We start from the raw sequence: 25,090 nt of genomic DNA, 5'->3' as shown, positions 1-25,090 counted from the left end.
GCAAGATCACGCCTAGTCAAGTCGTACCGGGCGCGCTGGTCCGCGTTCGACAAGGGCCCCAAATTGCGGCGCAAGCAAGGATCAAACCCGAAACCGTTGCGATCATTCCCGCCGCGCTGACAGCATCTACAGCGCCCAACCACAACGGCCCGTACCCCGCCAGCACATAACCCGCGACAGCCGAAACAATCGCGAAAACGATACTCCAAGCGATCTGAGTTTCCAATCGGTTGGTCATCATGCGCGCCGCCGCCGGGGGGCATATAAACATCGCGATCACGATGATCGAACCCACGGCATCAAACGCCGCAACGGCCGCAATCGCCGCAACGATCACCAGAGCCATGCCAAGCGCTCCGGTCCTGATTCCGATCGTTCGGGCAAACCCTTCGTCGAAGGTAGAGATCTTGAGCGGTCTCCAGAACAGCCAAGTGAACAAGAAGACACCGGCCAATGTCAGCGCGATACGGGGCAATTCGGGCGGCAGCCCCGCCAGCGCCTGAACATCCCACACAGACGCCCATCCCACCGCGTCCAACCAGATCAAACTTTCAAGGTTCCCGTACAATGCATGTTCGACATCCAGATGAACGGTCGACGTGTCAGTTTGCTCCAGCAACAGCACCCCGGCTGCGAACATTGTGGTAAAAACGACCCCCATTGCGGCACCGGATTCAATCTGACCCAGCCTGCGGATGGCCTCGATCATGATAACCGCCACCACCGCGGCACCTGCGGCACCCAGCATCATGGGCCAGGTCGAAATCTCTCCGGTCAGCAGAAAGGCCACAACGATACCGGGTAGAACAACGTGGCTAATTGCATCGCCGATCAGAGCCTGCTTACGCAGCACCAGAAAATTGCCTGGCAAAGCGCAGGCGATGGCCGCAAAAGTTCCGATCAGCAATGGCGTTAGGGACAGGGGGACGAATTCTTCTCCGCTCATGGGGTCACTCCCTGCGGGTCGCCGATCTGACGGTCAATTTCGGTGATCTGATCTGGGGTCAGGATAGTTTCAATGTCACGCAAACCGTCATACAGGGCAGCCGTGGCCTCGTGCGACTGATCCGCCCGGACGATCTCCCACCGTTTTTCGTCGCGCAGCGCCTTTGCAGCGCGTGCCCTGCCCGCTTCTGTCGCAACCCCATCAGCCCGCACCAGCCCCGCGCTGCGCAACAGGCGAAGCGTTAACGGCTCGTAGATACTTTGCCCCTGCGCCAGCGCCAAAAGCCCTTGTCGAATATGGACCCTGCGTTGGAATCTGAGATGCCGCAAGACAGCCGCCAGTACCCCCCGCACCGGCGCAAGCAATAAGGACACTGCAAACAGGGCAAAGCTGACCAGAACAATGATCGGACCGGTTGGCAGATTGGGAGCCGAGGCCGACAGTGCCGCCCCCAGATATCCCGAAAGCCCTCCGGTCAGACCGGCCAGCAGCACTACACGTTCCGACCGCTCGGTCCAGAAACGCGCGGCAACAGGCGGAATGATCAGCAACGCAACGATCAGGATCAACCCAACGATTTTCAACCCCACAACCGTCACGGCCATGACCAGCCCCATCATTGCAAGGTCAATGCGATGCACAACATGCCCGCGGGCCGCCGCATATTCGGCGTCAAACGCCACCAGAGTCATGGGGCGGCGAATGATCATAACCAAAGCCAGCGTTGCCGCGCCACCAACCGCGATAATCATGGCGTCAGCCCACAACATGCCCGCCGTAGAGCCCAGCAAGAACCCTTCCAGCCCGGCCTGGCGGCCCATACCCATCGTCTGAATCACCGTCAGCAGGACGATACCAACTCCAAAGAACACAGACAGAACTGCACCGATCGCTGCGTCCTCGGCCAGCCTTGTGTGCCGGGTCAACCAGTTCATGCACAGAAGGCCCACCCAAGCGGAAAGGGCTGACCCAACCAGCAGACCGATCAGATTGCGACCATCGCCCCCAAGCGCGACCAGAACCATGAACGCCAGACACACGCCCGGCAGAGTCGCATGGCTGATCGCGTCACTGACAAGCGCACGTTTTCTCAGGAATAGAAACGTTCCGGTGACCCCAGCCGAAATACCCAGCAAAGTCGCGCCGATGGCGACCAGCGTGGCGTTATAGCCAAGCTGCAGGGTCAGGGCATCCCAAAGCATGTTACCCCAGCGCGCGCGAAATCTGGTCGATCTGAGCGGTAGCAAGGCGGCCTCCATACGCAGATTGGAGCGTTTCAGCGGTGAATGCCTCGGACACCGGTCCTTCGGCGACTTTGCGCGTGTTGATCAGGAAGACGTGGTCAAAATAATCCGTGGTGGTCGCCAGATCATGATGCACGGCGACAACAGTCTTACCGGCTGTTTTCAGCTCCTTCAACACCGCTATGATCGCCTTTTCCGTGGCCGCATCAACGCCCGCGAACGGCTCGTCCAGCAGGTAAAGCTCTGCGTCCTGAGCCAAGGCGCGTGCTAGAAAGACGCGCTGTTGCTGGCCGCCTGACAATTGACCGATCTGGCGGTCGGCAAAGTCGCGCATTCCCACCCGGTGCAGACAGTCCATCGCCCGCGATATGTGACGAAACCGCACCCGACCAAGCAGCCCCAACTGACTGGACAGCCCCATCAGCACCACGTCGATCACACGGGCTGGAAAACCCCAATCGACACTCGCCCGCTGTGGGACATAGGCGATCCGTTCGCGCTGTTTGTCCAGCGGCTTGCCAAACACTGTCACCTGACCGGACAAAGGCGATACAATACCCAAAGCCGCCTTTAGCAGGGTGGACTTGCCCGCGCCGTTGGGCCCGATGATCGCAGTCATCGCGCCCGGCTGAACCGTCATATCCACAGAAAAAACCGCAGGTTTCTGGCCGTATGAGACTGTCAGACCCCGGATCGCCAACGGGCTATCATCAAGACAGTCCTCCGATATCGAAACACCCTGATCAGCGGCCAGTTCCAGCATCACTCAAAACCCCGCAGACAGCTTTCCGTTCATGCCACGGTCAGGCACATCCGCACCCAGCGCCCCGGCAATCACGGTGATATTGTGATCCAGCATCCCAACATAGGTGCCTTCATAAGTTCCCGGCTCGCCCATGGCGTCCGAGTAAAGTTCGCCGCCAACGCCAACCTCATGACCCCGTGCGGCAGCACCTTCAATCAGGGCGCGCATTGACCTGTCAGAGACCGAGCTTTCGACGAATACCGCCCCAAGCTGTTGATCCACCAGCGTATCGACCAGTTCACCAATCCGGTTCAGACCGGCCTCGGACTGGGTCGAGATCCCCTGAATGCCCATCACCTCGTAGCCATATTCAGCCCCGAAATAGCCAAACGCATCATGCGCTGTGACCAACACGCGGTTGTTTTCGGGGACAGAGGCAAGGACCTCAGCAGCATATGCTTCCAACTGTTCAATCTCAGCCAGATGCACCTGTGCGTTACTTGCAAAGAGGTCAGCGGCCTCGGGGCGCGCCTCGGTCAAGGCTGCTTGCACCTCGACCACCACGTCGCGCCAAAGGGCCGGGCTCATCCAGACATGCGGGTCGAACTTGTCGGCGTAGTCGTCATGCGCCCGCAGTTTAGAGGTATCTACCCCTTCGGCCACCGCCACGACGGGGCGTTTACGGCCCAGATCATGAAAAAAATCCTGCATCTGCGCCTCAAGATACAGCCCGTGCCACAGAATGAGGTCAGCGCGGGTCATGGCAACGATATCGCTGCGGGTCTGACGATAGGCGTGCGGGTCCACGCCCGGACCCATCAGGCCTTTGACGTCGACCTCATCACCGCCAATCTGACGAACGGCGTCTGCAATCATACCCGTGGTTGCCACCACCTTCAGCGGTGCCTCGGCCCATGCCGTAACGGGCAGTGCAGCGGCAAATGCCAGCGCTGCAATAAAGGTACGACGAATCATAGTGTGACCCCGGCTTTCTATCCCCTTGAGTCTGAATATGCGAACCATTCGCAACTAAGTCAACGCTATTGCGAATTATTCGCAAGAAAGGTGATCAATTTTGTCCATTTGGTCAAAAAAATAACACCCAGGCGGCCGCCACGCCTTCCATTTAGGCGCAACCCGTGCGATTTTGGCGCAAACTTCCCAAAGGATGTGAAGATGGATACGCAGAGCTCAGACAGCCCCGTGCGCACCGCGCATCTGCCGCAAGTGACCGAACCCCGGAACCCTGGAATGGATCTGGACCTTGAATGGGTTCGGGGGGTTCAGGCCAACACCTCGGCAATCGAACGCCGCGCCGCGACCCTACCGGGCCGACGGTCGGTGAAAAAAGACTATCAGGCCGCGTGGCTGTTGAAGGCAATCACGATGATCGACCTGACGACGCTGTCCGGTGACGACACTGTGGGGCGAGTGCGCCGCCTGTGCGCGAAAGCCCGTCAACCGGTCGCACCCGCGCTGCTGCGGGCGATGGATATGCCTGCGATCACCACCGGGGCCGTCTGCGTCTATCATGATATGGTCGAAACCGCTGTTGATGCGCTGAAAGGCACTGGCATCCCAGTCGCCGCTGTCTCAACCGGGTTTCCAGCAGGACTGTCACCGTTCCACCTGCGCGTGGCTGAGATCGAAGAAAGCGTCAAAGCAGGGGCGGAAGAGATCGACATTGTCATCTCTCGCCGCCACGTTCTGTCAGGCGACTGGCAAGCTTTGTATGATGAGATGAAGGCATTCCGAACCGCCTGCGGTGATGCCCACGTCAAAGCCATCCTCGCGACCGGCGAGCTGGGCAGCCTGCGCAATGTCGCGCGCGCTTCGGTCGTGTGCATGATGGCGGGGGCGGATTTCATCAAGACGTCGACCGGCAAGGAAAGCGTCAACGCCACGTTGCCCGTCACCCTAGTGATGATCCGCGCGATCCGCGACTACTATGACCGCACCGGGTATCGGGTTGGCTATAAGCCTGCAGGTGGGATTTCCAAGGCAAAAGACGCTCTGGTCTACCTGTCACTGATCAAGGATGAGTTGGGCGACCGCTGGCTGGAGCCGGACCTGTTCCGCTTTGGCGCGTCATCGCTGCTTGGCGATATTGAACGACAGTTGGAACACTATGTCACCGGGGCATACTCTGCCGGCTACCGTCACTCCATGGGCTGAGGAAAGAACAATGACAGTCAAAGAAATCTTCGAGACCATGGACTACGGACCCGCCCCCGAAAGCGCTGCCGAGGCTTTGGCATGGCTGGTCGATCAGGGTGGCAAGTTCGGCCACTATATTGACGGTGCCTTCACCAAGCCGGGCAAAGGCTTCGAAAGCCGCAACCCGGCGACCGGAAAGGTTCTGGCCAAGCTGACCCAAGCCAAGCAGGGCGACGTGGACGCCGCCGTTTCCGCCGCCCGCAAAGCCCAGCCCAATTGGGAGAAACTGGGCGGTGCTGGCCGTGCGCGATACCTCTATGCCATTGCGCGGATGTTGCAGAAACATTCGCGCTTGTTCGCGGTTCTGGAAAGCCTTGATAACGGCAAACCGATCCGGGAATCGCGCGACATCGACATCCCTCTGGTCCAGCGGCATTTCTACTATCACGCAGGCATGGCGCAGTTGATGGAAAGCGAGTTGCCCGATGCGCAGGCGTTGGGTGTGTGCGGTCAAATCATTCCGTGGAACTTCCCCCTGTTGATGCTGGCATGGAAAGTGGCCCCCGCTTTGGCAATGGGAAACACAGTGGTTCTGAAACCTGCTGAATACACCTCGCTTACCACGCTGCTATTTGCCGATATCTGTTCGCAAGCCGGGCTGCCTAAGGGCGTGGTCAATATCGTCACCGGCGATGGCGTGGTGGGCGAGATGATCGTGGCCTCGGATGTGGACAAGATCGCCTTCACCGGCTCAACGGTTGTGGGGCGGCGCATCCGCGAAGCGACGGCAGGCTCGGGCAAAGAACTGACGTTAGAGCTGGGCGGCAAGTCCGCCTATATCGTCTTCGACGACGCGGATATTGATTCAGCTATCGAAGGGCTGGTTGATGCGATCTGGTTCAATCAGGGTCAGGTCTGCTGTGCAGGTTCGCGCCTGTTGGTGCAGGAGGGAATCGCCGATCGTTTTCATACCAAACTGCGCGCGCGGATGGACAACCTGCGCATTGGCGACCCGCTGGACAAATGTATAGACGTCGGCGCAGTTGTGGACCCGGTTCAGTTGCAGACCATCAAGGATATGGTCGAAAGCAACACCGCAGGTGACCTCTACCAAGCCAATTGCGCGTTGCCCGATAATGGCTGCTACTATCCTCCGACCCTGATTTCGGGGTTGGAAACCTCGGACCCACTGATGCAGGAAGAGATTTTTGGCCCTGTTCTGGTGTCGTCCACCTTCCGCACCCCGTCCGAGGCGGTCGAGCTGGCCAACAACACGCGCTACGGACTGGCAGCGACTGTCTGGACCGAGAATGTGAACCTCGCGCTGGATATTGCGCCGAAACTTGTTGCGGGCGTGGTCTGGGTGAATGCGACCAACCTGTTCGACGCCGCCGCCGGGTTTGGCGGCGTGCGCGAAAGCGGGTTCGGGCGCGAAGGCGGCTGGGAAGGACTGACTGCCTATACCAAGCCCAAGGGCAAGTCCAATGCGCTGACAAAGCTTGACGCCACCACCGGCGAGGGTGCGCCAGTTGATCCAATCGACCGCACCGCAAAAATGTATGTCGGCGGCAAGCAGGCGCGACCCGATGGCGGCTATTCCAAACACGTTTGGGGTAAATCGGGCCTGTTGGGGCATGTGGGTCTGGCGAACCGCAAGGACGTACGTAACGCGGTCGAGGCTGCGGCAGGCGCAAAAGGTTGGTCCAAGACTACCGGCCATCTGCGGGCGCAGATTCTGTATTACATTGGCGAAAACCTCTCGGCCCGCGCAGGTGAATTCGCCGCGCGGATCGACGCCATGACCGGCGGCAAAACCGGCGCGGCCGAGGTTGAGGCCTCGATCCAACGCCTGTTCACCGCCGCCGCATGGGCCGACAAGTATGACGGTCAGGTGCATGGCGTCCCGATCCGGGGTGTCGCGATTGCGATGAAAGAACCCGTGGGCGTGATCGGCGCGCTTTGTGCGGATGAGGCACCTCTGCTGGGTCTGGTGTCAGCCATGGCCCCGGCAATCGCGATGGGCAACCGAGTGGTGCTGGCCGCGTCCGAGCCCTTTCCGCTGGCCGCAACGGATTTCTACCAGATCCTTGAAACTTCGGACGTGCCCGCGGGCGTGGTCAACATCCTGACCGGAAGCCATGCGGAACTGGCAAAACCGCTGGCCTCGCACCTGAATGTGGATGCAGTCTGGTCGTTCTCGTCCACCGACCTGTCAAAAGAAATCGAGGTCGTCTCAGCTGGGAACCTCAAGCGGACATGGGTCAACAACGCCAAGGCAACGGACTGGAACGTGGATCACACGCGCCAATTTCTGCAGGCGGCGACCGAGGTCAAGAACATCTGGGTCCCCTACGGCGAATAGGACGGCGCGGACCGGCCTGCCTGCTTTAAACGGGCGAAAGGTCGCTCATGCGTGAACATGTTGTGACGCGGGTCACATACAAGTTCACAGCCCCACCCCAGTTTAAGGCCCATTCAATCCCAGAATGGGCCTTTTTCATGCTGAATTTTCCATTAGATTTCCCAACGTCCCTTCAACTGGTCACAATGGTGGGCGTGTTCGGGGCGGGGCTTTATATCCTGAACTACTTTCTGCTGCAGATCGGCATCGTCCGGGGCAATGGGGCCCTTTACCCCTTGCTGGTCATCATCGCAGCGGGCTGCGTTTTGATCAGCATGGCCGAAGAATTCAATCTGGCCGGGGCGATCATCCAGATGTCTTACATCGCAATCTCTGTGATCGGGTTGTTGCGCGGATACCTCTCGCGCCATCTGGTGCGCTTCTCCGAGGCCGAACGACAATTCATCTCGCAACACCTGCACTCCCTCAAACCCCATCAGGCACGCAGATTGCTGAACACGGCTGTGATACAGACTTTCGATACCGGGGATATCCTGATCGAAGAAGGTGAGACGACCGACTTTCTGGGTTTCGTCCTAAAAGGGCGCACAACGGTTCTGAAAGACGGGCAGGTGATCAATCAATGCGGTGCAGATGAGATTTTAGGGGAACTGACCTTCAGCCTTGGCCTGCCCGCGACGGCCACGGTGATCGCCACGGAACCCACAACCTGCTTGGTGTTCGACGACCATCGCCTGTCCCGGCTGCTGCGGCGAAACCGGCATATCGACGACGCATTGAAAGCCGCGCATTTCAGACATGCGCGACAAAAGCTGTTGAACAGCAACAAACACACATTACAGGCCCAGAAACGGCCCACAGCGGCCTGAACTTTAGCCGTCCAGACCTTCGGGTTTGCCGACGACCGTGAAATGTAGACCCTCGGGGTCCAGCAGTTCTGACGCGACGCGGTTCACGTCTTCCAGTGTCACCGCGTTCACCTTGTCGTTGCGGGTCGAGATATAGTCGATCGGCAGGTCATCCATCTGCATCCCGACCATGATGCTGGCAATCTGACCGTTCCCGTCAAACCGCAGCGGATACGCGCCCGTCAGATAGGTTTTGGCATCATCCAATTCTTTCTGTGTGACGCCCTCTGATGCTGCGCGCGCCCATTCGTTTCGGATAACGTCAACCGCCTCGGCGATGCGGTCGTTTGAGGACGACACCGACCCCAGATAGACCGAGGCCAGATCCTTGGGGACAAGATAAGTTGCCACGCCATAGGTCAGTCCACGCTTTTCACGCACTTCCTGCATCAGGCGACTTTCAAATCCGCCGCCGCCAAGAATGTGGTTCAGAACAAACGCCGCAAAGAAATCGGGGTCATCACGATCAATGCCCGCATGTCCGAACAGAGCGACCGACTGAGGGGTGTCGAATTCGACAATACTGATCCCGCCGGGAATGGTCACTTCGGCACGGTCTGGAATGGGTTTCCCCGTTTCGGGTAGATCGGCAAGCAGTTTGTCCAGCAACGTACCCAACTCGTCGGCAGTAATGTCGCCAACCGCGCCTACGTATAGCCGATCTTTCGCGAACACGTTCTCAAAGGCCGAAACGACGTCGTCCCGGGTCAAGGCCGTCACGCTGTCAATGGTGCCTTTCCCCTCGGACCCATAAGGGTGGTCCCCGTAGGCCATGCGCGCAAAATTGCGCCCGGCGATATCATTTGGGTCTGTCTGGTCCGAGCGCAGGCCCGACAGAACCTGCCCCCTGACACGGTCAACGGCATCCTGATCGAACCGGGGTTCGTGGAGCGTGGTGTGCAGCAGATCAATCACGTCATCCCGGTTTTCGGTCAGAAACTGCGCCGAGACCGAAACCGTATCATCGCTCGCATTATAGCTGAACGAAGCTGCCAGCGATTCCAATTCGCGCGCATAGGTGCGGGCGTCCATATCCCCGGCCCCTTCTTCTATCAGGCCGCTCATCAGATATGTGGCCCCGCGCTTGTCGGGATCATCCAAAGACGTACCACCGCGAAAGCGCAGCTCCAGCGCCGTGAAGGGGATCGAGTGATCTTCGACAAGCCATGCCGTAATCCCACCGGGCGAGGTGACCTCCTGAATGTCGATCTCGGCCCATGCGGGCAACGCGATGACAAATGCGATCAGGGTTGTGAAAATCCGTTTCATTGCGTCACCTCGTCGTCACGCATCAGCCACCCGGTCACAGAGGATTCCGGCTGCAAGACCTCACGGGCAGCTGCGATAATCTCGTCGCCGGTCACAGCCTGAAGGATATCGGGCCACGCCTGAACATCCTCGACCGTCAGCCCGCTGGTCAGGGCACGGCCATACCGGTTCCCGATGCCGTCCACATTGTCACGCGCATAAGTTTGCGAGGCGCGGAGTTGCATCTTGATCCGGTCCAGATCCTCTTGGTTCACACCTTCGGCAATAAAGTCGGCTACGGCCTGATCCATTGCATCTTCGGCCTCCTGCAGAGAAACTCCCTGCGCCGGTACGACCAAAAGATCAAAGGTTGTGTCGTCCAGGGACACCCCACGGTAGAATGCGACCGTATAAATGGCCTTTTGCTCCTCGAACTGCAGCTTTTCGTTCAGGTAAGACGTGTTTCCGCCGCCCAGCAATTCAGCCAGCAAGAACAGCGCCGCCGCTTTTTCCTGCGCGCCGGGGTCACGCTCGGGCGCAAGATAACTGCGCTGAACATAGGGCTGAGACACGCGCGAATCCTTGTAGGTCAAGCGACGTTCAGCGGTTTGCGGCGGTTCCTGAGACCGCACCCGTTCGGGTAGGTCGGGGTTGGCCGGGATGACGCCGTAATACTGATCCGCCAGTTCCTTGACCGCGTCGGGCTGCACATCGCCGGTGACCACAAGAATCGCGTTATTTGGCGCATAGTGGGTCCGGTAGAAAGACAGCGCATCTTCCATGTCTAGCGTTTCCATCTCGTGCCGCCAGCCGATGATCGGAACGCCATAGCGATGGTTCAGGTATTGCGCGGCGTTCATCTGTTCGCCAAACAGTGCGCGCGGGTTGTTTTCGGTGCGCTGGTTGCGTTCCTCGAGGATTACATCACGCTCGGTGCGGATGTCCTCGTCGGACAGGCGGATGTTGCGCATACGGTCCGCTTCCATCTGCATCATCAATTCCAGCCTATCGGCTGCAACGCGCTGATAATAGGCGGTATAATCATAGGACGTGAACGCATTGTCATTGCCGCCGTTAGCCGCAACGGTCGCCGAAAACTCACCCGGCGCAAGCGTATCGGTCCCTTTGAACAGCAAATGCTCCAGGAAATGAGCCACGCCGGACGAGCCAATCGGCTCATCCGCTGACCCAGCGCGGTACCAGACCATATGCTGCACCACCGGGGCGCGGTGATCCTCGATCACGACGACATCCATGCCGTTGTCCAGCGTAAAGGTAGTGACCGCTTCAAGGCCATCCTCGGCAAAAACCGGTGTGGCGGCGATCAGGGCGGCCGACAATGCCAGGGCCCGAACCATGGGGCATCCTCCGTTTCGTTCTGTGATCTTCAAACTACGGTGGTGTGGCGCGGGTTCAAGGCCGATGACGAAAAGTTAAGGATTATTCATCGACCGGCGGTGCCGAGGGCGTCTCTATCCCCGCACGGCGCGCGGCTTCGTTCTGAATGTCAGCATCAAGGGCTTGGCGGCGATAGATTTGCGAGTAACGGTCGACCTTGAACAGGCGCAATCTGGTAAAGCGGCCCTGCTTTTTGCGGAACGCGGCATCTTCGCTGTCGACGACCTGACGCGTATTCGCTGGCACACCATAGCGGCTGGACGCTGTCACAAGCGCCCCATCCGACGACGGAATCGGCGTATTTGGGTTCAGCTCCGCAGCATTGCCGCCCAGCGCCACGACCGCGTCCGCATTGGGCGTCGGGTCTGTCAGATTGCCTCCGCCGGGTGTCGGTGCAGGCAGAAACTGATAATCCTTCGGCTGTGTCAGCGGTTTGACTGGCAGGACCGAGAATTCATCCGGACCCGGGCCGGGCGCTTCAAGATGGCGCAAGCCAATGTCAGAGCATCCCGCCGTAGCAACGGCCAATGTCACTGCAATAATGGAACGCGGCAACCGCATCAAAGTCTCCAGCCTGTTTGAGGGGCTTTTATCGCATTTCCCCGGGCGCGTCACGAGGCCTTTTTTCCATCAAACAACACAAGTCCGATGGCACCGGCAAAGATGAACACGTCGGCAAGGTTGAAAACAAACGGGTTGTTGATGCCGCAGCAGGACATGTTCAGAAAATCCAGCACATAGCCATAAAGCACCCGGTCCAAAACATTCGCCAGCGCCCCGCCGATCAGTAGCCCGCCGCAAAACTGCATCAGTTTCGACGGTGTGGACCGCAGCAACCAGATCAGCGCACCCAGCGAGATTGCCAGAGAAATCCCAATCAGCACCCAGCGCGCCGCATCCGTATCGCCCTGAAACAGGCCGAAATTGATGCCGCGATTCTCGCCGTACTTGAACACTAACAGGGGCGGCAGAACGTCAATACTGCCCTCGGACACGCGCATGACGTGAACGACCAGATACTTACTGATCTGGTCGATCAGAAATGCCGCAAGCGCGGCCCAGAGCAGAGGACGATACCGCATCAGTGACGGAAGTGGCGCATGCCGGTAAAGACCATGGCAAGGCCCGCCTCATCCGCGGCCGCGATCACTTCATCATCGCGCATCGAGCCACCGGGCTGGATCACACAGGTCGCGCCAGCCTCTGCCGCCTCCATCAGACCGTCAGGGAAGGGAAAGAACGCGTCCGAGGCCACGGCCGAGCCGATGGTCAGCGGTTGCGGCAGCCCCAGCACGTCGGCCATGCGTTCGGCTTTCTTGGCGGCGATCAGCGCCGAATCTACGCGGCTCATTTGCCCCGCACCCACGCCCACTGTCGCGCCATCCTTGACGTAGGCGATGGCATTGGATTTGACGTGTTTTGCCACTTTCCAAGCAAACAGAAGATCGCGCATCTGTTCATCAGACGGGGCCTTTTTGGTCACGACCTTCAAATCATCCATGCCGACAAAGCCGTTATCCTTGTCCTGCACCAGCAGACCACCAGCCACTTGCCGCACGGTCTTGCCGCCTGCGGTCACGTCAGGCAGCGCCTCGGTCGTCAGCAGGCGCAGGTTCTTCTTGGCAGCAAAGATCGCTTTGGCTTCATCCGAGGCACCGGGGGCAATTACGACCTCAGTAAAGATGCCCGTGATTTCCTGCGCGGTTTCCGCGTCCAGAGGCTGATTCAATGCCACAATTCCGCCAAAGGCGGACGTGCGGTCGCAGTCGAACGCAGCCTTATAGGCGTCGATCAGCGTGGCACCCGTCGCCACACCGCAGGGATTGGCGTGTTTGATAATGGCACATGCAGCACCTTGCGCCGGGTCAAACTCGGCCACCAGTTCAAACGCCGCATCAGTGTCGTTGATGTTGTTATAGCTCAGTTCTTTACCCTGATGCTGCAGGGCCGTCGCCACACCGGGACGGTTGGTGCCATCGGTATAGAACGCCGCTTGCTGATGGCTGTTCTCACCATAGCGCAGGGTCTGTTTCAGCTCACCCGCAAAAGCACGACGGCGCGGAGCCTTGGCAGCCAGCGCATCGGCCATCCAGTTCGACACGGCAGTATCATAGGCCGCCGTGCGCGCATAGGCCGTCTGCGCCAATGTCTGACGGAACGCATAGGATGTCTGGCCGTCATTGGCCGCCAGCTCTGCCAGCAGCGCGTCATAATCTTCGACATCAACCACAACGTTGACAAAAGCGTGGTTCTTCGAAGCAGCACGGATCATCGCGGGGCCACCAATGTCGATATTCTCAACACATTCGTCATAGCCCGCACCTTTGGCGACGGTCGCCTCGAACGGATAGAGGTTCACGACCAACAGGTCGATCGCGCCAATGCCGTGTTCGTCCATCGCCGCAACGTGGGTGTCATTGTCGCGCAGCGCCAGCAGACCGCCATGCACCATCGGATGCAGGGTTTTCACGCGGCCATCCATCATTTCGGGGAAACCCGTCACGTCGCTGACATCCTTGACCTCAAGCCCGGCCTCCCGCAGCGCCTTGGCCGTGCCGCCGGTCGACAACAGTTCGACCCCGCGCTCGGCCAGTGCCTTACCCAAGTCTATCAATCCAGTCTTGTCGGAAACGGAAAGCAACGCGCGGCGCACGGGGTGAAGATCGGTCATGGGTCCAAAGGTCCTTTTGGCGTCAGTCGAAATCGGGCTCGTCCCGGTGCATGTCGCGCACGGCATAGGCTGTATCCTGAGCCTTGCTCAACGTCCACCGGATGCGCGTCGCATACTCCATTGCGCGGCCAGATAGAACGATCTGTTTTGTCGCGCGTGGCTTCAAGCGCCCCTTCTCAAGGTAAACGCTTGGTTCAACTGACAATTTTGCCACGCCATCGTGGCGGAACACCCAGATCTCACCACTTTTCAGCGCCATGGACACCGCCGCGCCACCCAGATCAATCGCAGCATCCACATCCGGGTGCAGGTGAAACCTTACGTCAAACTCGATACCTTTGAGGTTCGACGCATCCAACGCCTTGTCGAACTGCCGCTTGGCCTTGTCGGTCGCCGTCAGCAAAATATCTTCACCAGTCAGCTCGCGACCGTCAAAGCGCAGCTCGAAGGTTCTGGCATGGGTCAGACCGAACACCTTGGCGTATCCGTCGTGGCCGATCATGAAACGCGCACCCTCGATGACGTCCTCGAACTCTGTCGGCACGTCCTTGGGAGTATCGACCAGCGCCTCTTTCTCGGTGCCAGGAACCGGCCCGGTCAGGCGCGCGCTGGAATAACCATCCAGACACAGGGTTGAATGCGATGGCGTCGCCCGCCCGGCCCGGCGCCACTCCAGCCCGAAACTCTCGCCCGAGCCGCAATTCACGATCAACGGCCGCCGACCAGACGTAAGCTCGAACGCCAATGTCGAGGCGTGCGCATTGTAAGACGCCGTGCCTTTGGGCGGGGCGCTTGCATCCACGATAACGCTGGTGCGCGCTGCGTATAGCCGGGCATATCCCATCGCCAGCCCACTTGCGTGCTGGGGTCGGACCCCGCTTTGCGCCAAGGCCTGATCCAGCCGCCCTTCAAGGCCGCGACCGCCCCCATGAAACCGGGCCAGCGCACCGTCCGAATGGCGCAGGTTGCGCAGGGTCGGCGCAATACGCTTGATTGCATCTGCCTGCGCCCCGGGTGTGCCACGCCCCAGATCGCTGAGCGCCGCCGACGTCCAGGTCAGCAGGGTAAACACCTCAAGCAACTCTTCGGGATTGCGCGTTGGGATGCCGCCCTGCGTGTCAATCTGTTTTTCGCACTCTCTCGCCAAAGCCCGCAGCGCCGGGTCCGCCATCTGCTCGAGCCCTTGCAACGCCAATCCTGCCTGCACCAACCCGGCCAAAGCCTCGAACCTTGGCAAACCGGGTGTTGCGGCCTGCCATCGTTTGGACAGGAACCAGGATTGCTGCGCCAAAGCCCGAAAAAACACCTTGGACCGTTCGTCATCCATGCCGCGTAACAGAAACGCCGAATGGTTGATCCACCGTATCACCCGGCGTCCGGTCAGATCCGGTGCCCAGCCCGGACCCTGCCCACGACCATGTGCGTCGATCCAACCCCACACCCAGCGCTGCGCCTTTTCACGGGCGCGCATATCTCCAACGGCGGCTAGATCATCCAGCCACGCAAACCCGTGGCGTTCATTGTCAAAACCAGTGCTAGGCGCAGTCACGTCCCACAGGCCGGTATCCTGCGCTTCGACCAGAAACCCCGCGAACAACAGGTTGCCAGCAACCAACTGACGACCCCGCGCGAACGAGCCCACGGTGCGCGGCTCGGGATCAGCCGCGAACCCTGCAACCGCCTTGCGACGCTGACTGAGCCGCGCATAAAGACGGTTCTGAAACCGCGTCCACCGATTGGCCATGGTATCTGAGTTCGACATGCCGCTCGTTACTCTGCCTCTTGCGCTCTGCTGGCGCCTGAGACCCAACGATAGACCGCGACGCCCGTCAAGTCACCGAAAAGCGTCGCCTTATTCCGTTTTGTTCAGACAGGCGATGTAGAACCCGTCCATTCCACCGCGATCCGCCCAGTAATCGGGCCGCAGACGCAGGCCGCCCTCTTCCGTGATCCAGCCTTTTTCGACCCCGGCCACCATGACGGCCCCGCGATCGACCTGCATGTCGGGATACTGGGGCAACGCCTCTTCGATCTGAACCTCACCTTCATCGGGCAGCAGCGAACAAGTGCAATAAACCAGCCGTCCGCCGGGTTTAAGCAGACCCCACGCATGAGCCAGCATCTGCGCCTGCAATTCGATCAACCCACCAAATTCCGATCCGTCCTTGGCAAAGGGCAAATCAGGGTGCCGACGAATGGTACCCGTGGCGGAACATGGCGCGTCCAGTAGAATCGCGTCGTACTGGCCCTGATGCTCCAACGCATCCCCGGCGATGACTGTGGCCTTCAACCCGGTCCGCACAAGGTTTTCGCGCACACGCTCAAGCCGCGACTCCGAGATGTCCAGCGCTGTGACTTCGGCCCCTTCTGCCGCCAACTGCAAGGTCTTCCCGCCCGGTGCAGCGCACAGATCCAGTATTTTCTCACCCGACTTGGGTGCCAGTATTCGAACCGGCAGCGCCGCTGCCGCATCCTGCACCCACCAGTCTCCGCGATCATATCCTGGCAGCGCCGAGACCTGACCCGCGTCACGCACCCGAAGCGACCCGGTCGGCAATGCCTCACCCGGACCGTCGGTGTCGGGTTTGGTGGATATATCCAGCGGAGCGCCGTCGAAATGCGCGCTTTCCATACCCGTTACCGCCTCGGCGCCCCAAGCCATGACAAGCGGATCGCGCAACCATTCGGGCAGGCGCGGCACACGCATCTTTGGCCATGCGTCCGGCCCTTCGGCGACCACTTTGCGCAGTACAGCATTCACCAACCCTTTGAGGCGGCCATGCTTGCGCGAGCGGCCCACAATTTCGACCATGGAATTGACGACACCATGCGCCGCCTCACCGTGGCACAGCTCAACCGCGCCAAGACGCAGGGCGTTATGGACCGTCAGCGCGGGCGTCCGGTTCAGGTGATTGTCCAGCAGACGGTCGGCGCGCTCCAATCCGCGCAGGGTTTCCAGCGTCAGGCGCTGCGCCCGCGCGCGGTCCTCGGGGCTCAATCTGTCCAATGCGCCGGCGGCCAGACATTCGGACAACAGTCGCCCTTCTCCCAGAATCTGATCCAGCAGATAGATCGCGCTGCGCCGTGCTGCCGTTGCGGTGTCGGACATGAAATCGCCTTTCGATACGCCGCGCCTGCATTGCCAAGCGGGGACGGGGGCGTATATCAAGCCCAAGCACGGAAAGGAACCCGATGTCATGAGCGATGATTCCAAAGACCTGCCACCAGCCGCCCAGCGCGCTTTGGCCGAGGCCGAAGAGCGCCGCCGCAAGGCCGAGGAGAAGGCAAAAGAGAGTCCAAAGGAACTGGGTGGACGCAACGGCCCCGACCCGGCGCGTTATGGCGATTGGGAAAAGAAAGGCATCGCAATCGACTTCTGATTGCCTAGCCGCGCAACGCCCGCAGGAAATCCATGATCAGAGCGCGCTGATTTTTCGACTTTGCCCGTTCTTCGGGCCATGTCAGCCAATACCCATCCTTCGTTTCCAGTTCAGGCAAGCCCATCCTGTGCAAACGACCCTCGCGCAGGTGCGCGTCGGCCAACGGCACCGACCCCAGCACAACGCCCAATCCCTGACACGCCGCCGTCAGCGCGTGTTCCATTGAGTCAAAGCTGACTTTCGAAGGGGGCACGTCCTCGTGTCCGGTCTTGTTTGCCCAATCGCTCCAACCCGGTCGCTCACCACGCAGGTTGATCAGCGGCGCCCCCCACGCGACGTCCGGTGCAGCCATCGGAACGAGCACCTCGGGCGCGATCAGTTCTGCGTCGCGGCCGGGCCATGCCCCGCGCCCGTACCGGATCTGCAACCATGTAGGTTCCTCAGCCAAGGACGACCGACGCGCGACAGAGTCGGTCATGACCCGCACTTCGGGACGACGCGCTTGAAACCGGATCAGGCTCGGCAACACCAGCGCGTGGATATTCGACGACAAACCGGCAACGCGCAATTCACGGGGGGCTTTGCCAAACAGATCTTCGGTATTCCGCTCTAGCGCCTGCAGGCTGTCCTGCACCAGCGGCAGATAGCTTTCGCCTTCAACCGTCAGCGACACGCCGCGTGCCTCACGCACGAACAATGTCCGCCCCAGCCACGCCTCAAGGTTTCCGATCCGCTGACTGACCGCTGCCTGCGTCAAACCGAATTCTCGTGCGGCTGCCGAAAACCCGCCCAAACGCCCTGCGGCCTCGAACACGCGCAGCCAATCCAGTGGCGGTAATCCGACTTTCTTTTTAGACATAAATTTTTCCAGCCCTCAGTCGTAATAAGGTTTAATTGTGTTTATGTCACTGGACGCATATCTCCTCAAGCGTAGCCCGCGCTGATCAGGAGGCCCCTATGCTGTGTACCGCCAATCATGATGCGTCCGTTGTGACAGTAGAGTTTGATACCGGCATTCAGGCCCGTTTCCATACGATATGGCTGCGTGACAACGCGCTGGACCCAGAGACACGCGCACCCGGCAATGGCCAGCGCCTGATAACAATCGGCGATATTCCCGCCGATGTTTCCGTCGAGTCCGCAAGCGTAAAAAACGGCGACCTGCACATCACTTTTCAGCCCGAAAACAAAAGCGTGACCTTTCCCGCCGATTGGCTAGCCGATCACATCTATGACTGCGATCGACCGCTTCTCGCAGGTCGGACAGCCCCGGGTATAACGACGTGGCAAAGTGGTTTGGACGCCCCCAGCGCAGATTGGGATGAGGTTCACGCCGACCCCGCAGCCAAGCGCGACTGGCTGGCCGCCATTGCTGAATTCGGCTTTGCCAAGCTGACGAACGGCCCGTGCGAGCCGGAATCCCTGCTGAAGGTCGCAGATCTGTTCGGCTATGTGCGCAAGACCAACTATGGCCCCTATTTCGAGGTTCGGACCGAGGTGAATCCGACCAACCTCGCCTTTACCGGGCTGGGTTTGCAGGCCCATACCGACAACCCTTATCGCGACCCGGTGCCAACCCTGCAAATCCTCTATTGCCTTGAAAACAGTGCCGAAGGTGGGGACTCGATCGTGGTGGACGGCTTCCGCGCTGCCGAAAAACTGCGGGATCAGAACCCCGACGGCTTTGCCTTGTTGTCAGGTTACCCGGCCCGGTTCGAATTTAAGGGGTCTGACGGCGTTTGTCTGCGCGCGCGCCGCCCAATGATCGAACTGTCCCCGGACGGAGAGTTGATCGGCATCCGGTTCAACAACCGCTCCTCTGCTCCTTTCGTGGATATCCCGTTTGACCACATGGAAGCGTATTACACCGCCTATCGCCAACTGGCCGAGATCATTGATGACCCTGCCATGGGTGTGTCCTTCAAGCTGGAACCGGGCGAGAGTTTCATCGTCGACAACACCCGTGTCCTGCACGCGCGACTGGGATATTCCGGTGCGGGGTCACGCTGGTTGCAGGGGTGTTATGCTGACAAGGACGGCTTGCTATCGACGCTGGCCGCAATGGAAGAGGTCCAACCGGAGGCGGCGGAATGAAACCTGATTATTCGACCCTGAACCGGGACAATATCGTGGCCTTTATCGGTGACATCTTCGACCGCCGAGGCAGCGAAGAGTATCTGGGGGAACCCGTCACCATGGCCCAGCACATGCTGCAAGGCGCGACCATCGCCGAACAAAACGGAATGCCGGAAGAGATTATTGTGGGTGCCTTGCTTCATGACATCGGCCATTTCACGTCCGAGTTTGGCAGTTACCATCCCGACGACACTGAAGACCGCCACCACGAGGACGCAGGCGCGGCGGTGCTGGAACAGTTCTTCCCCTCGGTTATCACCGATTGCTGCCGCTACCATGTGGCCGCCAAACGCTATCTGTGCGCCACCAAACCCGAGTATTTCGACCGCCTTTCTGCAGCCTCAGTTCATACGTTGGAATTGCAGGGCGGCCCGATGAGCGCCGATGAAGTCGCCGAATTCGAGTCCAATCCAAACTTGAAAGAGATCGTTCAGGTCCGTTATCTGGACGAAGCAGGCAAACGCCCCGACATGGAAACCCCCGACTTCGCCCATTTCGCCCCCATGGTACAGAGGATGGTCGATCGTCATCTGGGCGCGGGCTGATCACAGGAATTAGCCTGCCCCCAATATTATGAAATTCCACCTGTCTTGTGCGGCAGACCTACGCCCTGCACGCGGTCTGGACCGACGTCTATGTTGCTTACAACTATCTGAGATTGCTGATTTAGCCCCTACAACCCCAGCACATCCACCATGTCATATTGACCCGGCGCCTTACCCTGCCCCCAGAGCGCGGCCTTCAACGCGCCGCGGGCAAAGATCGCGCGGTCGGTGGCCAGATGGCGCAGGACGATGCGCTCTCCTGGTGCGGCGAACAGGACGTCATGTTCGCCGACGATGTCGCCTCCGCGAATGGCGTGGAATCCGATATCCCCGCGCTTGCGCGCTCCGGTGATGCCGTCGCGGCCCCGATCAGACACATCGGCCAGATTGACACCGCGTCCTTCGGCTGCGGCCTCGCCCAGCATCAGCGCCGTGCCCGAGGGCGCGTCGACCTTGTGGTGGTGGTGGCCCTCGATCACTTCGATATCGAAATCCTCATCCAGCGCAGCGGCAACTTTTTTGGTCAGTTGCACCAGCAGGTTGACGCCGAGGCTCATATTACCAGCGCGCACGATCGCCGCGTGGCGGGAGGCAGGCTCAAGCGCGGCGATCTGTTCATCCGTCATGCCCGTCGTGCCGATCACATGGACACAACGTGCCTGCGCTGCCAGTGCAGCAAATTCCAGCGTCGCTTCGGGCGCGGTAAAATCGATGACAGCCTGCGCCTGTGCAAACGCCTCAAGCGGGTCATCCGTAACAGTAACACCCAGCGCCTGCCCGCCCATCGCGGTGCCCACGTCCTGACCGATCCAGTCATGGCCCTTACGCTCGACCACGCCGACCAGACGCGCCTGATCGCTGTCGGTCACGGTCTTGATCAGCATCTGCCCCATTCGGCCCGAAGCCCCTGTGATGACGATCCCCGGAATATGGGTCATGGCGTTCTTTCCCTGTTTCTGTCGGCTCAAAGCCTCCTACCCGGTTCGGGGCCGCTTGGCAAAGGTGGGATTTGGGCTTAGATCGAGGACATGGCAAAGAACAAATTCCACGATGGCCCCGGCCCGTCCCAACGGCAACTGCGTGTCGGCGAACTGATCCGCCGCACCCTGTCCGAAGTTCTGGCGCGCGGAGATGTCCACGACCCCGACCTGAACCGCATGTCGATCACCGTGGGTGAGGTGCGCACCTCGCCCGATCTGAAGATCGCCACCGCCTATGTGCTGCCATTGGGCGGCAAGGGCCAAGAAGACGTGATCGACTTGCTGGCCCGCAACAAGGGCGAGCTGCGGCGCATGATCGGCAAGAAGCTGAACCTGAAATTCTCGCCGGATCTGCGGTTCCGTCTGGATGACACCTTCGACCGTCTGGACGACACCCGCCGCATGTTCGAACAGGACGCGGTGCGCCGCGATCTGGACGAGTGAACCGCGCGCTGGTCACATTGGGCGCGGTCCTTTGGGCCGCGCAGGCCGGTGCGGTAAGCTGCGAGAAAGTCACCCACGACGCCAAGCGTTATACTGTTTGCGAGGTGGACGCCGCCAACCAGGATCTGCGCCTCTTTCTGAACGACGACAATGGCGATCTGTTGGGTCATTTTTCCTCGGTGAACGACGCGCTGGCCAGTGACGGCAAGCGACTGGCTTTTGCGATGAATGCCGGGATGTATCACGACGACCGCTCGCCAGTGGGCCACTATGTCGAGAATGGTCAGGAACAGATGCGCGTCATCGCCAATCCCGGCCCCGGCAATTTCGGCCTGCTGCCCAACGGTGTGTTCTGCATCCGCGAGGGCCGCGCGGATGTGTTCGAGACTTTAGATTTCGTTGATCAATCTCCTGATTGTCAGTTTGCAACCCAGTCCGGCCCCATGCTTGTGATCAACGGAGAGTTACACCCGCGCTTTCTGCCCGACTCGACCTCGGTTTTCGTGCGCAACGGTGTCGGCACCAGCGCCGACGGCACGCGGGCCGTGTTTGTGATCTCGGACGACTATGTCACCTTCCACGAATTCGGCAGCCTGTTTCGGGATGTGTTGGAAACCCCGAACGCGCTGTTCTTCGACGGTAATATTTCACGGATGTACGAACGGGCCAGCAATCGGTCGGACGTTGGTTTTTCGCTCGGGCCGATCGTGGGCGTGGTCGAGGACGCACCCTGAAATTGACAGGGCTTTTGTGATCCGCTAACTCGCGCGCCTTAGCAAGATTCAAGGTAAGACATGGGACGCAAACGCAAGGGCCGGGACATTTCCGGTTGGCTGGTGGTGGACAAGCCCGCGGGCATGACCTCGACCGCAATGGTGAACAAGGTGCGTTGGGCGATGGATGCCAAGAAAGCGGGCCACGCGGGGACGCTGGACCCCGAAGCAACCGGCGTTCTGGCCGTTGCACTGGGTGAGGCGACCAAGACCGTTCCATATATCACCGATGCGTTGAAAGCCTACACCTTCACCGTGCGTTTGGGTCAGGCCACCAACACCGACGATGCCGAGGGCGAGGTGATTGCGCAAAGCGATGCACGCCCCACGGATGACGATATCAAGCAGGCGCTGACGCCGTTTCTGGGTGATATCATGCAAGTGCCGCCCAAGTTCTCGGCCGTGAAGATCGACGGCCAGCGCGCCTATAAGCTGGCCCGCGATGGAGAAGATGTGGAACTGTCCGCCCGGCCGCTTTGGGTTGAGGAGCTGATCCTTGTCGACCGCCCTGATGAAGACCATGTGGTGCTGGAGATGACCTGCGGCAAAGGCGGCTACGTCCGCTCGATCGCCCGCGATCTGGGCGCGGCGCTGGGATGCCACGGACATGTGAAAGAGCTGCGCCGCATCTGGTCCGGCCCGTTCGAGGTTGAAGATGGACTAAGCATCGAACAGATCGACGAGATGGCCAAGACCACCGCCTTGGACGACTACCTGCACCCGCTAGAAACCGGCCTCGCCGACCTGCCCGAGTTGAAATGCACCCCCGAGGGTGCCACACGCCTGCGCAACGGCAATCCGGGCATGGTGCTGGCCTCGGACGTGGAATACGGCGATGAGGCGTGGGCGTCTTTGGATGGTAAGGCCGTAGCGGTCGGCATCTATAAATCCGGCGAATTGCACCCCAGCCGGGTGTTCGTCACCTAAACACCGTGCTAGGCGGGGGCATGATTACCCGAACGCATATCAAGGGGGATGCGCCCTCGACAGCCGTCTACTCCGATTGCGAAAACTACCGTTATAGCCTGACCCGCGTGTGGGATGCGGACGGGCGCAAAGCGTTGTTCGTGATGCTGAACCCGTCCACTGCGACCGAGGTGCAGAACGACCCTACGGTTGAACGCTGCGAACGCCGCGCTCGGGCGCTGGGGTTTGGTGCGTTTCAGGTCACGAACATCTTTGCATGGCGCGACACCGACCCGCGCAAAATGCGCGCCGCCGCCGATCCAGTTGGGCCGAAAAATGACGCAGCCATTCTGGATGGTGTGCAATGGGCCGATCAGATCATCGCCGCTTGGGGCGCCCACGGCGCCCATCTTGATCGCGGCCCGGCGGTCGAAACCCTGCTGCGCGGCACCGGGCAGCCGCTGTTCCATCTGGGGCTGACCAAGGACGGCCATCCCAAGCATCCGCTCTATATTGCCTATACCCAACAGCCCGAACCATGGTGATCAAGGGTTAACCACAAATCCAACTCGACTTTGACCAACCATCTGGCAACATGAGACAAATCCCCTTGATGCAGCACGTTTGCGGAGGGATGTCATGTTTCTATTCGGCTTGCTGGGCCTTGCCGCAGTTGGTGGCGCAGCCTATGCGATTGGTGATGTTTTTGAGGCCAACCTAGACCTTGAAGACGAGGAAACCGTCGAGGATGAGCCGCAGGACATTTCAGACGGCAACCTGTTGGATGTTGACGAAACCGTAGACATCCCTGCTGAAATCTCGACGGGGACAGTGATATCCGAATTTCAGGATGATCTGATTACTGCAGGGTCAGAGGAGTCGGACGTCCTGACCGGGCAGAATGGCGACGAGCAGATCAATGGGTACGGTAGCAACGATACCGTTGCAGGTGGGGAAGGTAACGACACTCTGCACGGCGGCGAAGGCGAAGACCACCTTCTTGGCGAAGACGGAAATGATGCCCTGCACGGCGAAGGCGGGGCAGATCAAATAGCGGGGGGTGAGGGGAACGATGCGCTGTTTGGGCATCTCGGCGACGACATTCTGGACGGCGGCACGGGTGAGGACGAGCTATATGGCGGACAGGACAACGACACCCTGATCGGTGGTAAAGGCGCCGATGCTCTGCATGGCGGCTATGGCGACGATCATCTGGACGGTGGCGCGGGACAGGACGTCCTGTTCGGTGGTGATGGTGACGACGTCCTGATAGGTTCGGACGATACTGCGGATTTTCTGAACGGCGGTGATGGAGATGACACCATATTGGCTGATGGCAAAGATATTGTAACTGGCGGCGACGGCAGCGACGATGTTGTTGTGACGGATCAGCAGGAACAAGCGATCACTGTCATGGATTTCCAGCCGGGGCAGGACAAGTTGCTGATCTCATGGGAGGGTGAAGAAGACCCCGACATAAGGATCGAGCCGGACCCCGAGGAAGACACGCTGACCAATGTCTCGATCAACGGCCAGCACGTCGCGCAGTTGCTGCACGCCGACGAGCTGACCACCAATGATATCCAACTGATCGCAGAAGGAGATCTGGCGCAACTGGCGGCGACAGGTTAAGCCGCACAGAATCCCTTTGCCATTTATCCCAATTCCGCTTATACGCGCGCATCCGTGCCGGAATCGGTGCGGTTTTCTCCATGGGCCTGCGCTGGACGACATCCCGGCCTGCGCCATCAACCTTAACCTTTTACAAGGAGACCCCGATGTCGATTACTGCCGCTGAAAAAGCACGCGTCATGAAAGAATTCGCAACCAAGGACGGCGACACCGGTTCGCCTGAAGTACAGGTTGCAATCCTGACCTCGCGCATCAACACCCTGACCGAGCACTTCAAGACCCACAAAAAAGACAACCACGGTCGTCGCGGTCTGCTGAAAATGGTCGCCCAGCGCCGTAAGCTGCTGGACTACCTGAAGGGCAAGGAAGAAGCGCGTTACCAGGACCTGATCCAGAAACTGGGCATCCGCCGCTAAACACCAACTGGTGTTTTCGGGTTCGAAACCCCGGATTTTTGACTTTAACGCCCACCAAACGGTGGGCGTTTTTGTTTGGCCCATAGACAAGTTCAGGCTGCGATTCGATAACCGCAACCGAACCGGGACACCTGCCAAAACCTCGGAATTCCTAAAGCCGCACCGCAGGACCGCTGATCGCGAGCCGATGTCTTGTTTT

At 59.8% G+C, this 25,090-nt stretch carries 25 protein-coding genes; 12 read left to right on the top strand and 13 right to left on the bottom strand.

Going from position 1 to position 25,090, the window contains the following annotated elements:
* Positions 1-16: 16 nt before the first annotated feature.
* The 4 genes from GOV88_RS10410 to GOV88_RS10395 are packed head-to-tail and all read right to left on the bottom strand — an operon-like array spanning position 17 to position 3,910.
* Complete coding sequence (locus tag GOV88_RS10410; protein ID WP_171240375.1) at positions 17-946, bottom strand: metal ABC transporter permease; 930 nt, start codon at positions 944-946, stop codon at positions 17-19.
* Complete coding sequence (locus tag GOV88_RS10405; RefSeq protein WP_171240384.1) at positions 943-2,148, bottom strand: metal ABC transporter permease; 1,206 nt, start codon at positions 2,146-2,148, stop codon at positions 943-945. The genes GOV88_RS10410 and GOV88_RS10405 overlap by 4 nt, the downstream gene beginning before the upstream one ends.
* 1 nt (position 2,149) lies before the next feature.
* A complete protein-coding gene (locus GOV88_RS10400) occupies positions 2,150-2,953 on the bottom strand; it encodes a metal ABC transporter ATP-binding protein (RefSeq protein WP_171240374.1) in 804 nt (267 codons plus the stop codon).
* Positions 2,954-2,956: 3 nt separating this feature from the next.
* Complete coding sequence (locus GOV88_RS10395) at positions 2,957-3,910, bottom strand: metal ABC transporter solute-binding protein, Zn/Mn family (RefSeq protein WP_171240373.1); 954 nt, start codon at positions 3,908-3,910, stop codon at positions 2,957-2,959.
* A gap of 201 nt (positions 3,911-4,111) precedes the next feature.
* On the opposite strand from GOV88_RS10395, the gene deoC reads away from it, so the two are divergent.
* The 3 genes from deoC (at position 4,112) to GOV88_RS10380 (ending at position 8,323) form a co-directional block, all read left to right on the top strand.
* Complete coding sequence (gene deoC, locus GOV88_RS10390) at positions 4,112-5,110, top strand: deoxyribose-phosphate aldolase (protein ID WP_171240372.1); 999 nt, start codon at positions 4,112-4,114, stop codon at positions 5,108-5,110.
* A 10-nt stretch (positions 5,111-5,120) separates the two neighbouring features.
* Complete coding sequence (locus GOV88_RS10385) at positions 5,121-7,454, top strand: aldehyde dehydrogenase family protein (protein WP_171240371.1); 2,334 nt, start codon at positions 5,121-5,123, stop codon at positions 7,452-7,454.
* A 137-nt stretch (positions 7,455-7,591) separates the two neighbouring features.
* Positions 7,592-8,323 (top strand): cyclic nucleotide-binding domain-containing protein, encoded by a 732-nt coding sequence (locus GOV88_RS10380; RefSeq protein ID WP_171240370.1) that lies wholly within the window; start codon positions 7,592-7,594, stop codon positions 8,321-8,323.
* 3 nt (positions 8,324-8,326) lie between these two features.
* Here GOV88_RS10380 and GOV88_RS10375 read toward each other — a convergent pair whose 3' ends face one another.
* The 7 genes from GOV88_RS10375 to GOV88_RS10345 all read right to left on the bottom strand — a co-directional run bounded on the left by GOV88_RS10375 (position 8,327) and on the right by GOV88_RS10345 (position 16,788).
* Positions 8,327-9,631 carry a pitrilysin family protein gene (locus tag GOV88_RS10375; RefSeq protein WP_171240369.1) on the bottom strand — a complete coding sequence of 435 codons (1,305 nt, stop codon included), beginning with the start codon at positions 9,629-9,631 and terminating at the stop codon, positions 8,327-8,329.
* Entirely contained in the window at positions 9,628-10,968 is a 1,341-nt protein-coding gene (locus GOV88_RS10370; RefSeq protein WP_171240368.1) for a pitrilysin family protein, read from the bottom strand. The genes GOV88_RS10375 and GOV88_RS10370 overlap by 4 nt, the downstream gene beginning before the upstream one ends.
* Before the next feature lie 82 nt (positions 10,969-11,050).
* Positions 11,051-11,569 carry a DUF3035 domain-containing protein gene (locus tag GOV88_RS10365; RefSeq protein WP_171240367.1) on the bottom strand — a complete coding sequence of 173 codons (519 nt, stop codon included), beginning with the start codon at positions 11,567-11,569 and terminating at the stop codon, positions 11,051-11,053.
* A 50-nt stretch (positions 11,570-11,619) separates the two neighbouring features.
* Positions 11,620-12,090: a signal peptidase II gene (gene lspA, locus GOV88_RS10360; RefSeq protein ID WP_171240366.1), complete on the bottom strand. Its 471-nt coding sequence runs from the start codon at positions 12,088-12,090 to the stop codon at positions 11,620-11,622.
* Entirely contained in the window at positions 12,090-13,679 is a 1,590-nt protein-coding gene (gene purH, locus GOV88_RS10355) for a bifunctional phosphoribosylaminoimidazolecarboxamide formyltransferase/IMP cyclohydrolase (protein ID WP_171240365.1), read from the bottom strand. Before purH ends, lspA begins: the two co-directional genes overlap by 1 nt.
* Positions 13,680-13,701: 22 nt before the next feature.
* Positions 13,702-15,441 (bottom strand): heparinase II/III family protein, encoded by a 1,740-nt coding sequence (locus GOV88_RS10350; RefSeq protein WP_171122897.1) that lies wholly within the window; start codon positions 15,439-15,441, stop codon positions 13,702-13,704.
* Between the two features lie 90 nt (positions 15,442-15,531).
* Complete coding sequence (locus GOV88_RS10345) at positions 15,532-16,788, bottom strand: RsmB/NOP family class I SAM-dependent RNA methyltransferase (protein WP_171240364.1); 1,257 nt, start codon at positions 16,786-16,788, stop codon at positions 15,532-15,534.
* An 88-nt stretch (positions 16,789-16,876) separates the two neighbouring features.
* Between GOV88_RS10345 and GOV88_RS10340 the strand changes: the two genes are divergently transcribed.
* Positions 16,877-17,059 carry a DUF1674 domain-containing protein gene (locus GOV88_RS10340; protein WP_171240383.1) on the top strand — a complete coding sequence of 61 codons (183 nt, stop codon included), beginning with the start codon at positions 16,877-16,879 and terminating at the stop codon, positions 17,057-17,059.
* A gap of 4 nt (positions 17,060-17,063) precedes the next feature.
* Here the strand turns inward: GOV88_RS10340 and GOV88_RS10335 are convergent, their stop codons facing one another.
* On the bottom strand, positions 17,064-17,918 hold the full coding sequence (locus GOV88_RS10335) for a LysR family transcriptional regulator (protein WP_171240363.1): 855 nt from the start codon (positions 17,916-17,918) through the stop codon (positions 17,064-17,066).
* A gap of 98 nt (positions 17,919-18,016) precedes the next feature.
* On the opposite strand from GOV88_RS10335, the gene GOV88_RS10330 reads away from it, so the two are divergent.
* A complete protein-coding gene (locus GOV88_RS10330) occupies positions 18,017-19,153 on the top strand; it encodes a TauD/TfdA family dioxygenase (RefSeq protein ID WP_171240362.1) in 1,137 nt (378 codons plus the stop codon).
* Positions 19,150-19,740, top strand: a complete 591-nt coding sequence (locus GOV88_RS10325; RefSeq protein WP_171240361.1) for an HD domain-containing protein — start codon at positions 19,150-19,152, stop codon at positions 19,738-19,740. Before GOV88_RS10330 ends, GOV88_RS10325 begins: the two co-directional genes overlap by 4 nt.
* Before the next feature lie 128 nt (positions 19,741-19,868).
* On the opposite strand, the gene dapB is transcribed toward GOV88_RS10325, so the two are convergent.
* Positions 19,869-20,678, bottom strand: a complete 810-nt coding sequence (gene dapB, locus GOV88_RS10320) for a 4-hydroxy-tetrahydrodipicolinate reductase (RefSeq protein ID WP_171124214.1) — start codon at positions 20,676-20,678, stop codon at positions 19,869-19,871.
* Between the two features lie 90 nt (positions 20,679-20,768).
* Between dapB and rbfA the strand changes: the two genes are divergently transcribed.
* The 6 genes from rbfA (at position 20,769) to rpsO (ending at position 24,891) form a co-directional block, all read left to right on the top strand.
* Positions 20,769-21,164: a 30S ribosome-binding factor RbfA gene (gene rbfA / locus GOV88_RS10315; RefSeq protein WP_170379347.1), complete on the top strand. Its 396-nt coding sequence runs from the start codon at positions 20,769-20,771 to the stop codon at positions 21,162-21,164.
* Positions 21,161-21,898 carry a phosphodiester glycosidase family protein gene (locus GOV88_RS10310; protein WP_171240360.1) on the top strand — a complete coding sequence of 246 codons (738 nt, stop codon included), beginning with the start codon at positions 21,161-21,163 and terminating at the stop codon, positions 21,896-21,898. Before rbfA ends, GOV88_RS10310 begins: the two co-directional genes overlap by 4 nt.
* Before the next feature lie 60 nt (positions 21,899-21,958).
* Positions 21,959-22,864 (top strand): tRNA pseudouridine(55) synthase TruB, encoded by a 906-nt coding sequence (gene truB / locus GOV88_RS10305; RefSeq protein WP_171240359.1) that lies wholly within the window; start codon positions 21,959-21,961, stop codon positions 22,862-22,864.
* Between the two features lie 20 nt (positions 22,865-22,884).
* Positions 22,885-23,388, top strand: coding sequence for a DUF1643 domain-containing protein (locus tag GOV88_RS10300; RefSeq protein ID WP_171240358.1), 504 nt, complete (start codon positions 22,885-22,887; stop codon positions 23,386-23,388).
* Between the two features lie 94 nt (positions 23,389-23,482).
* Positions 23,483-24,475 (top strand): calcium-binding protein, encoded by a 993-nt coding sequence (locus GOV88_RS10295; protein ID WP_171240357.1) that lies wholly within the window; start codon positions 23,483-23,485, stop codon positions 24,473-24,475.
* 146 nt (positions 24,476-24,621) lie between these two features.
* Positions 24,622-24,891 (top strand): 30S ribosomal protein S15, encoded by a 270-nt coding sequence (rpsO, locus tag GOV88_RS10290; RefSeq protein ID WP_171122921.1) that lies wholly within the window; start codon positions 24,622-24,624, stop codon positions 24,889-24,891.
* Positions 24,892-25,090: the final 199 nt, after the last annotated feature.

The organism is Ruegeria sp. HKCCA5491 (assembly GCF_013034565.1).
Taxonomy (GTDB): domain Bacteria; phylum Pseudomonadota; class Alphaproteobacteria; order Rhodobacterales; family Rhodobacteraceae; genus Ruegeria.
The sequence above is the reverse complement of the archived record's forward strand: the minus strand, read 5'-3'. Positions and strand labels throughout refer to the sequence as shown.

Bases quoted from the DNA above. Each gene is read 5' to 3' on its own strand.
- GOV88_RS10350 (WP_171122897.1), bottom strand. From the start codon at position 15,441: ATGTCGAACTCAGATACCATGGCCAATCGGTGGACGCGGTTTCAGAAC.
- deoC (WP_171240372.1), top strand. From the start codon at position 4,112: ATGGATACGCAGAGCTCAGACAGCCCCGTGCGCACCGCGCATCTGCCG.
- GOV88_RS10345 (WP_171240364.1), bottom strand. From the start codon at position 16,788: ATGTCCGACACCGCAACGGCAGCACGGCGCAGCGCGATCTATCTGCTG.
- GOV88_RS10325 (WP_171240361.1), top strand. From the start codon at position 19,150: ATGAAACCTGATTATTCGACCCTGAACCGGGACAATATCGTGGCCTTT.
- GOV88_RS10375 (WP_171240369.1), bottom strand. From the start codon at position 9,631: ATGAAACGGATTTTCACAACCCTGATCGCATTTGTCATCGCGTTGCCC.
- GOV88_RS10380 (WP_171240370.1), top strand. From the start codon at position 7,592: ATGCTGAATTTTCCATTAGATTTCCCAACGTCCCTTCAACTGGTCACA.
- lspA (WP_171240366.1), bottom strand. From the start codon at position 12,090: ATGCGGTATCGTCCTCTGCTCTGGGCCGCGCTTGCGGCATTTCTGATC.
- GOV88_RS10295 (WP_171240357.1), top strand. From the start codon at position 23,483: ATGTTTCTATTCGGCTTGCTGGGCCTTGCCGCAGTTGGTGGCGCAGCC.
- GOV88_RS10335 (WP_171240363.1), bottom strand. From the start codon at position 17,918: ATGTCTAAAAAGAAAGTCGGATTACCGCCACTGGATTGGCTGCGCGTG.
- dapB (WP_171124214.1), bottom strand. From the start codon at position 20,678: ATGACCCATATTCCGGGGATCGTCATCACAGGGGCTTCGGGCCGAATG.
- GOV88_RS10340 (WP_171240383.1), top strand. From the start codon at position 16,877: ATGAGCGATGATTCCAAAGACCTGCCACCAGCCGCCCAGCGCGCTTTG.
- GOV88_RS10370 (WP_171240368.1), bottom strand. From the start codon at position 10,968: ATGGTTCGGGCCCTGGCATTGTCGGCCGCCCTGATCGCCGCCACACCG.
- GOV88_RS10365 (WP_171240367.1), bottom strand. From the start codon at position 11,569: ATGCGGTTGCCGCGTTCCATTATTGCAGTGACATTGGCCGTTGCTACG.
- GOV88_RS10400 (WP_171240374.1), bottom strand. From the start codon at position 2,953: ATGCTGGAACTGGCCGCTGATCAGGGTGTTTCGATATCGGAGGACTGT.
- GOV88_RS10385 (WP_171240371.1), top strand. From the start codon at position 5,121: ATGACAGTCAAAGAAATCTTCGAGACCATGGACTACGGACCCGCCCCC.
- GOV88_RS10405 (WP_171240384.1), bottom strand. From the start codon at position 2,148: ATGCTTTGGGATGCCCTGACCCTGCAGCTTGGCTATAACGCCACGCTG.
- GOV88_RS10300 (WP_171240358.1), top strand. From the start codon at position 22,885: ATGATTACCCGAACGCATATCAAGGGGGATGCGCCCTCGACAGCCGTC.
- rpsO (WP_171122921.1), top strand. From the start codon at position 24,622: ATGTCGATTACTGCCGCTGAAAAAGCACGCGTCATGAAAGAATTCGCA.
- GOV88_RS10410 (WP_171240375.1), bottom strand. From the start codon at position 946: ATGAGCGGAGAAGAATTCGTCCCCCTGTCCCTAACGCCATTGCTGATC.
- truB (WP_171240359.1), top strand. From the start codon at position 21,959: ATGGGACGCAAACGCAAGGGCCGGGACATTTCCGGTTGGCTGGTGGTG.
- purH (WP_171240365.1), bottom strand. From the start codon at position 13,679: ATGACCGATCTTCACCCCGTGCGCCGCGCGTTGCTTTCCGTTTCCGAC.
- rbfA (WP_170379347.1), top strand. From the start codon at position 20,769: ATGGCAAAGAACAAATTCCACGATGGCCCCGGCCCGTCCCAACGGCAA.
- GOV88_RS10395 (WP_171240373.1), bottom strand. From the start codon at position 3,910: ATGATTCGTCGTACCTTTATTGCAGCGCTGGCATTTGCCGCTGCACTG.
- GOV88_RS10330 (WP_171240362.1), top strand. From the start codon at position 18,017: ATGCTGTGTACCGCCAATCATGATGCGTCCGTTGTGACAGTAGAGTTT.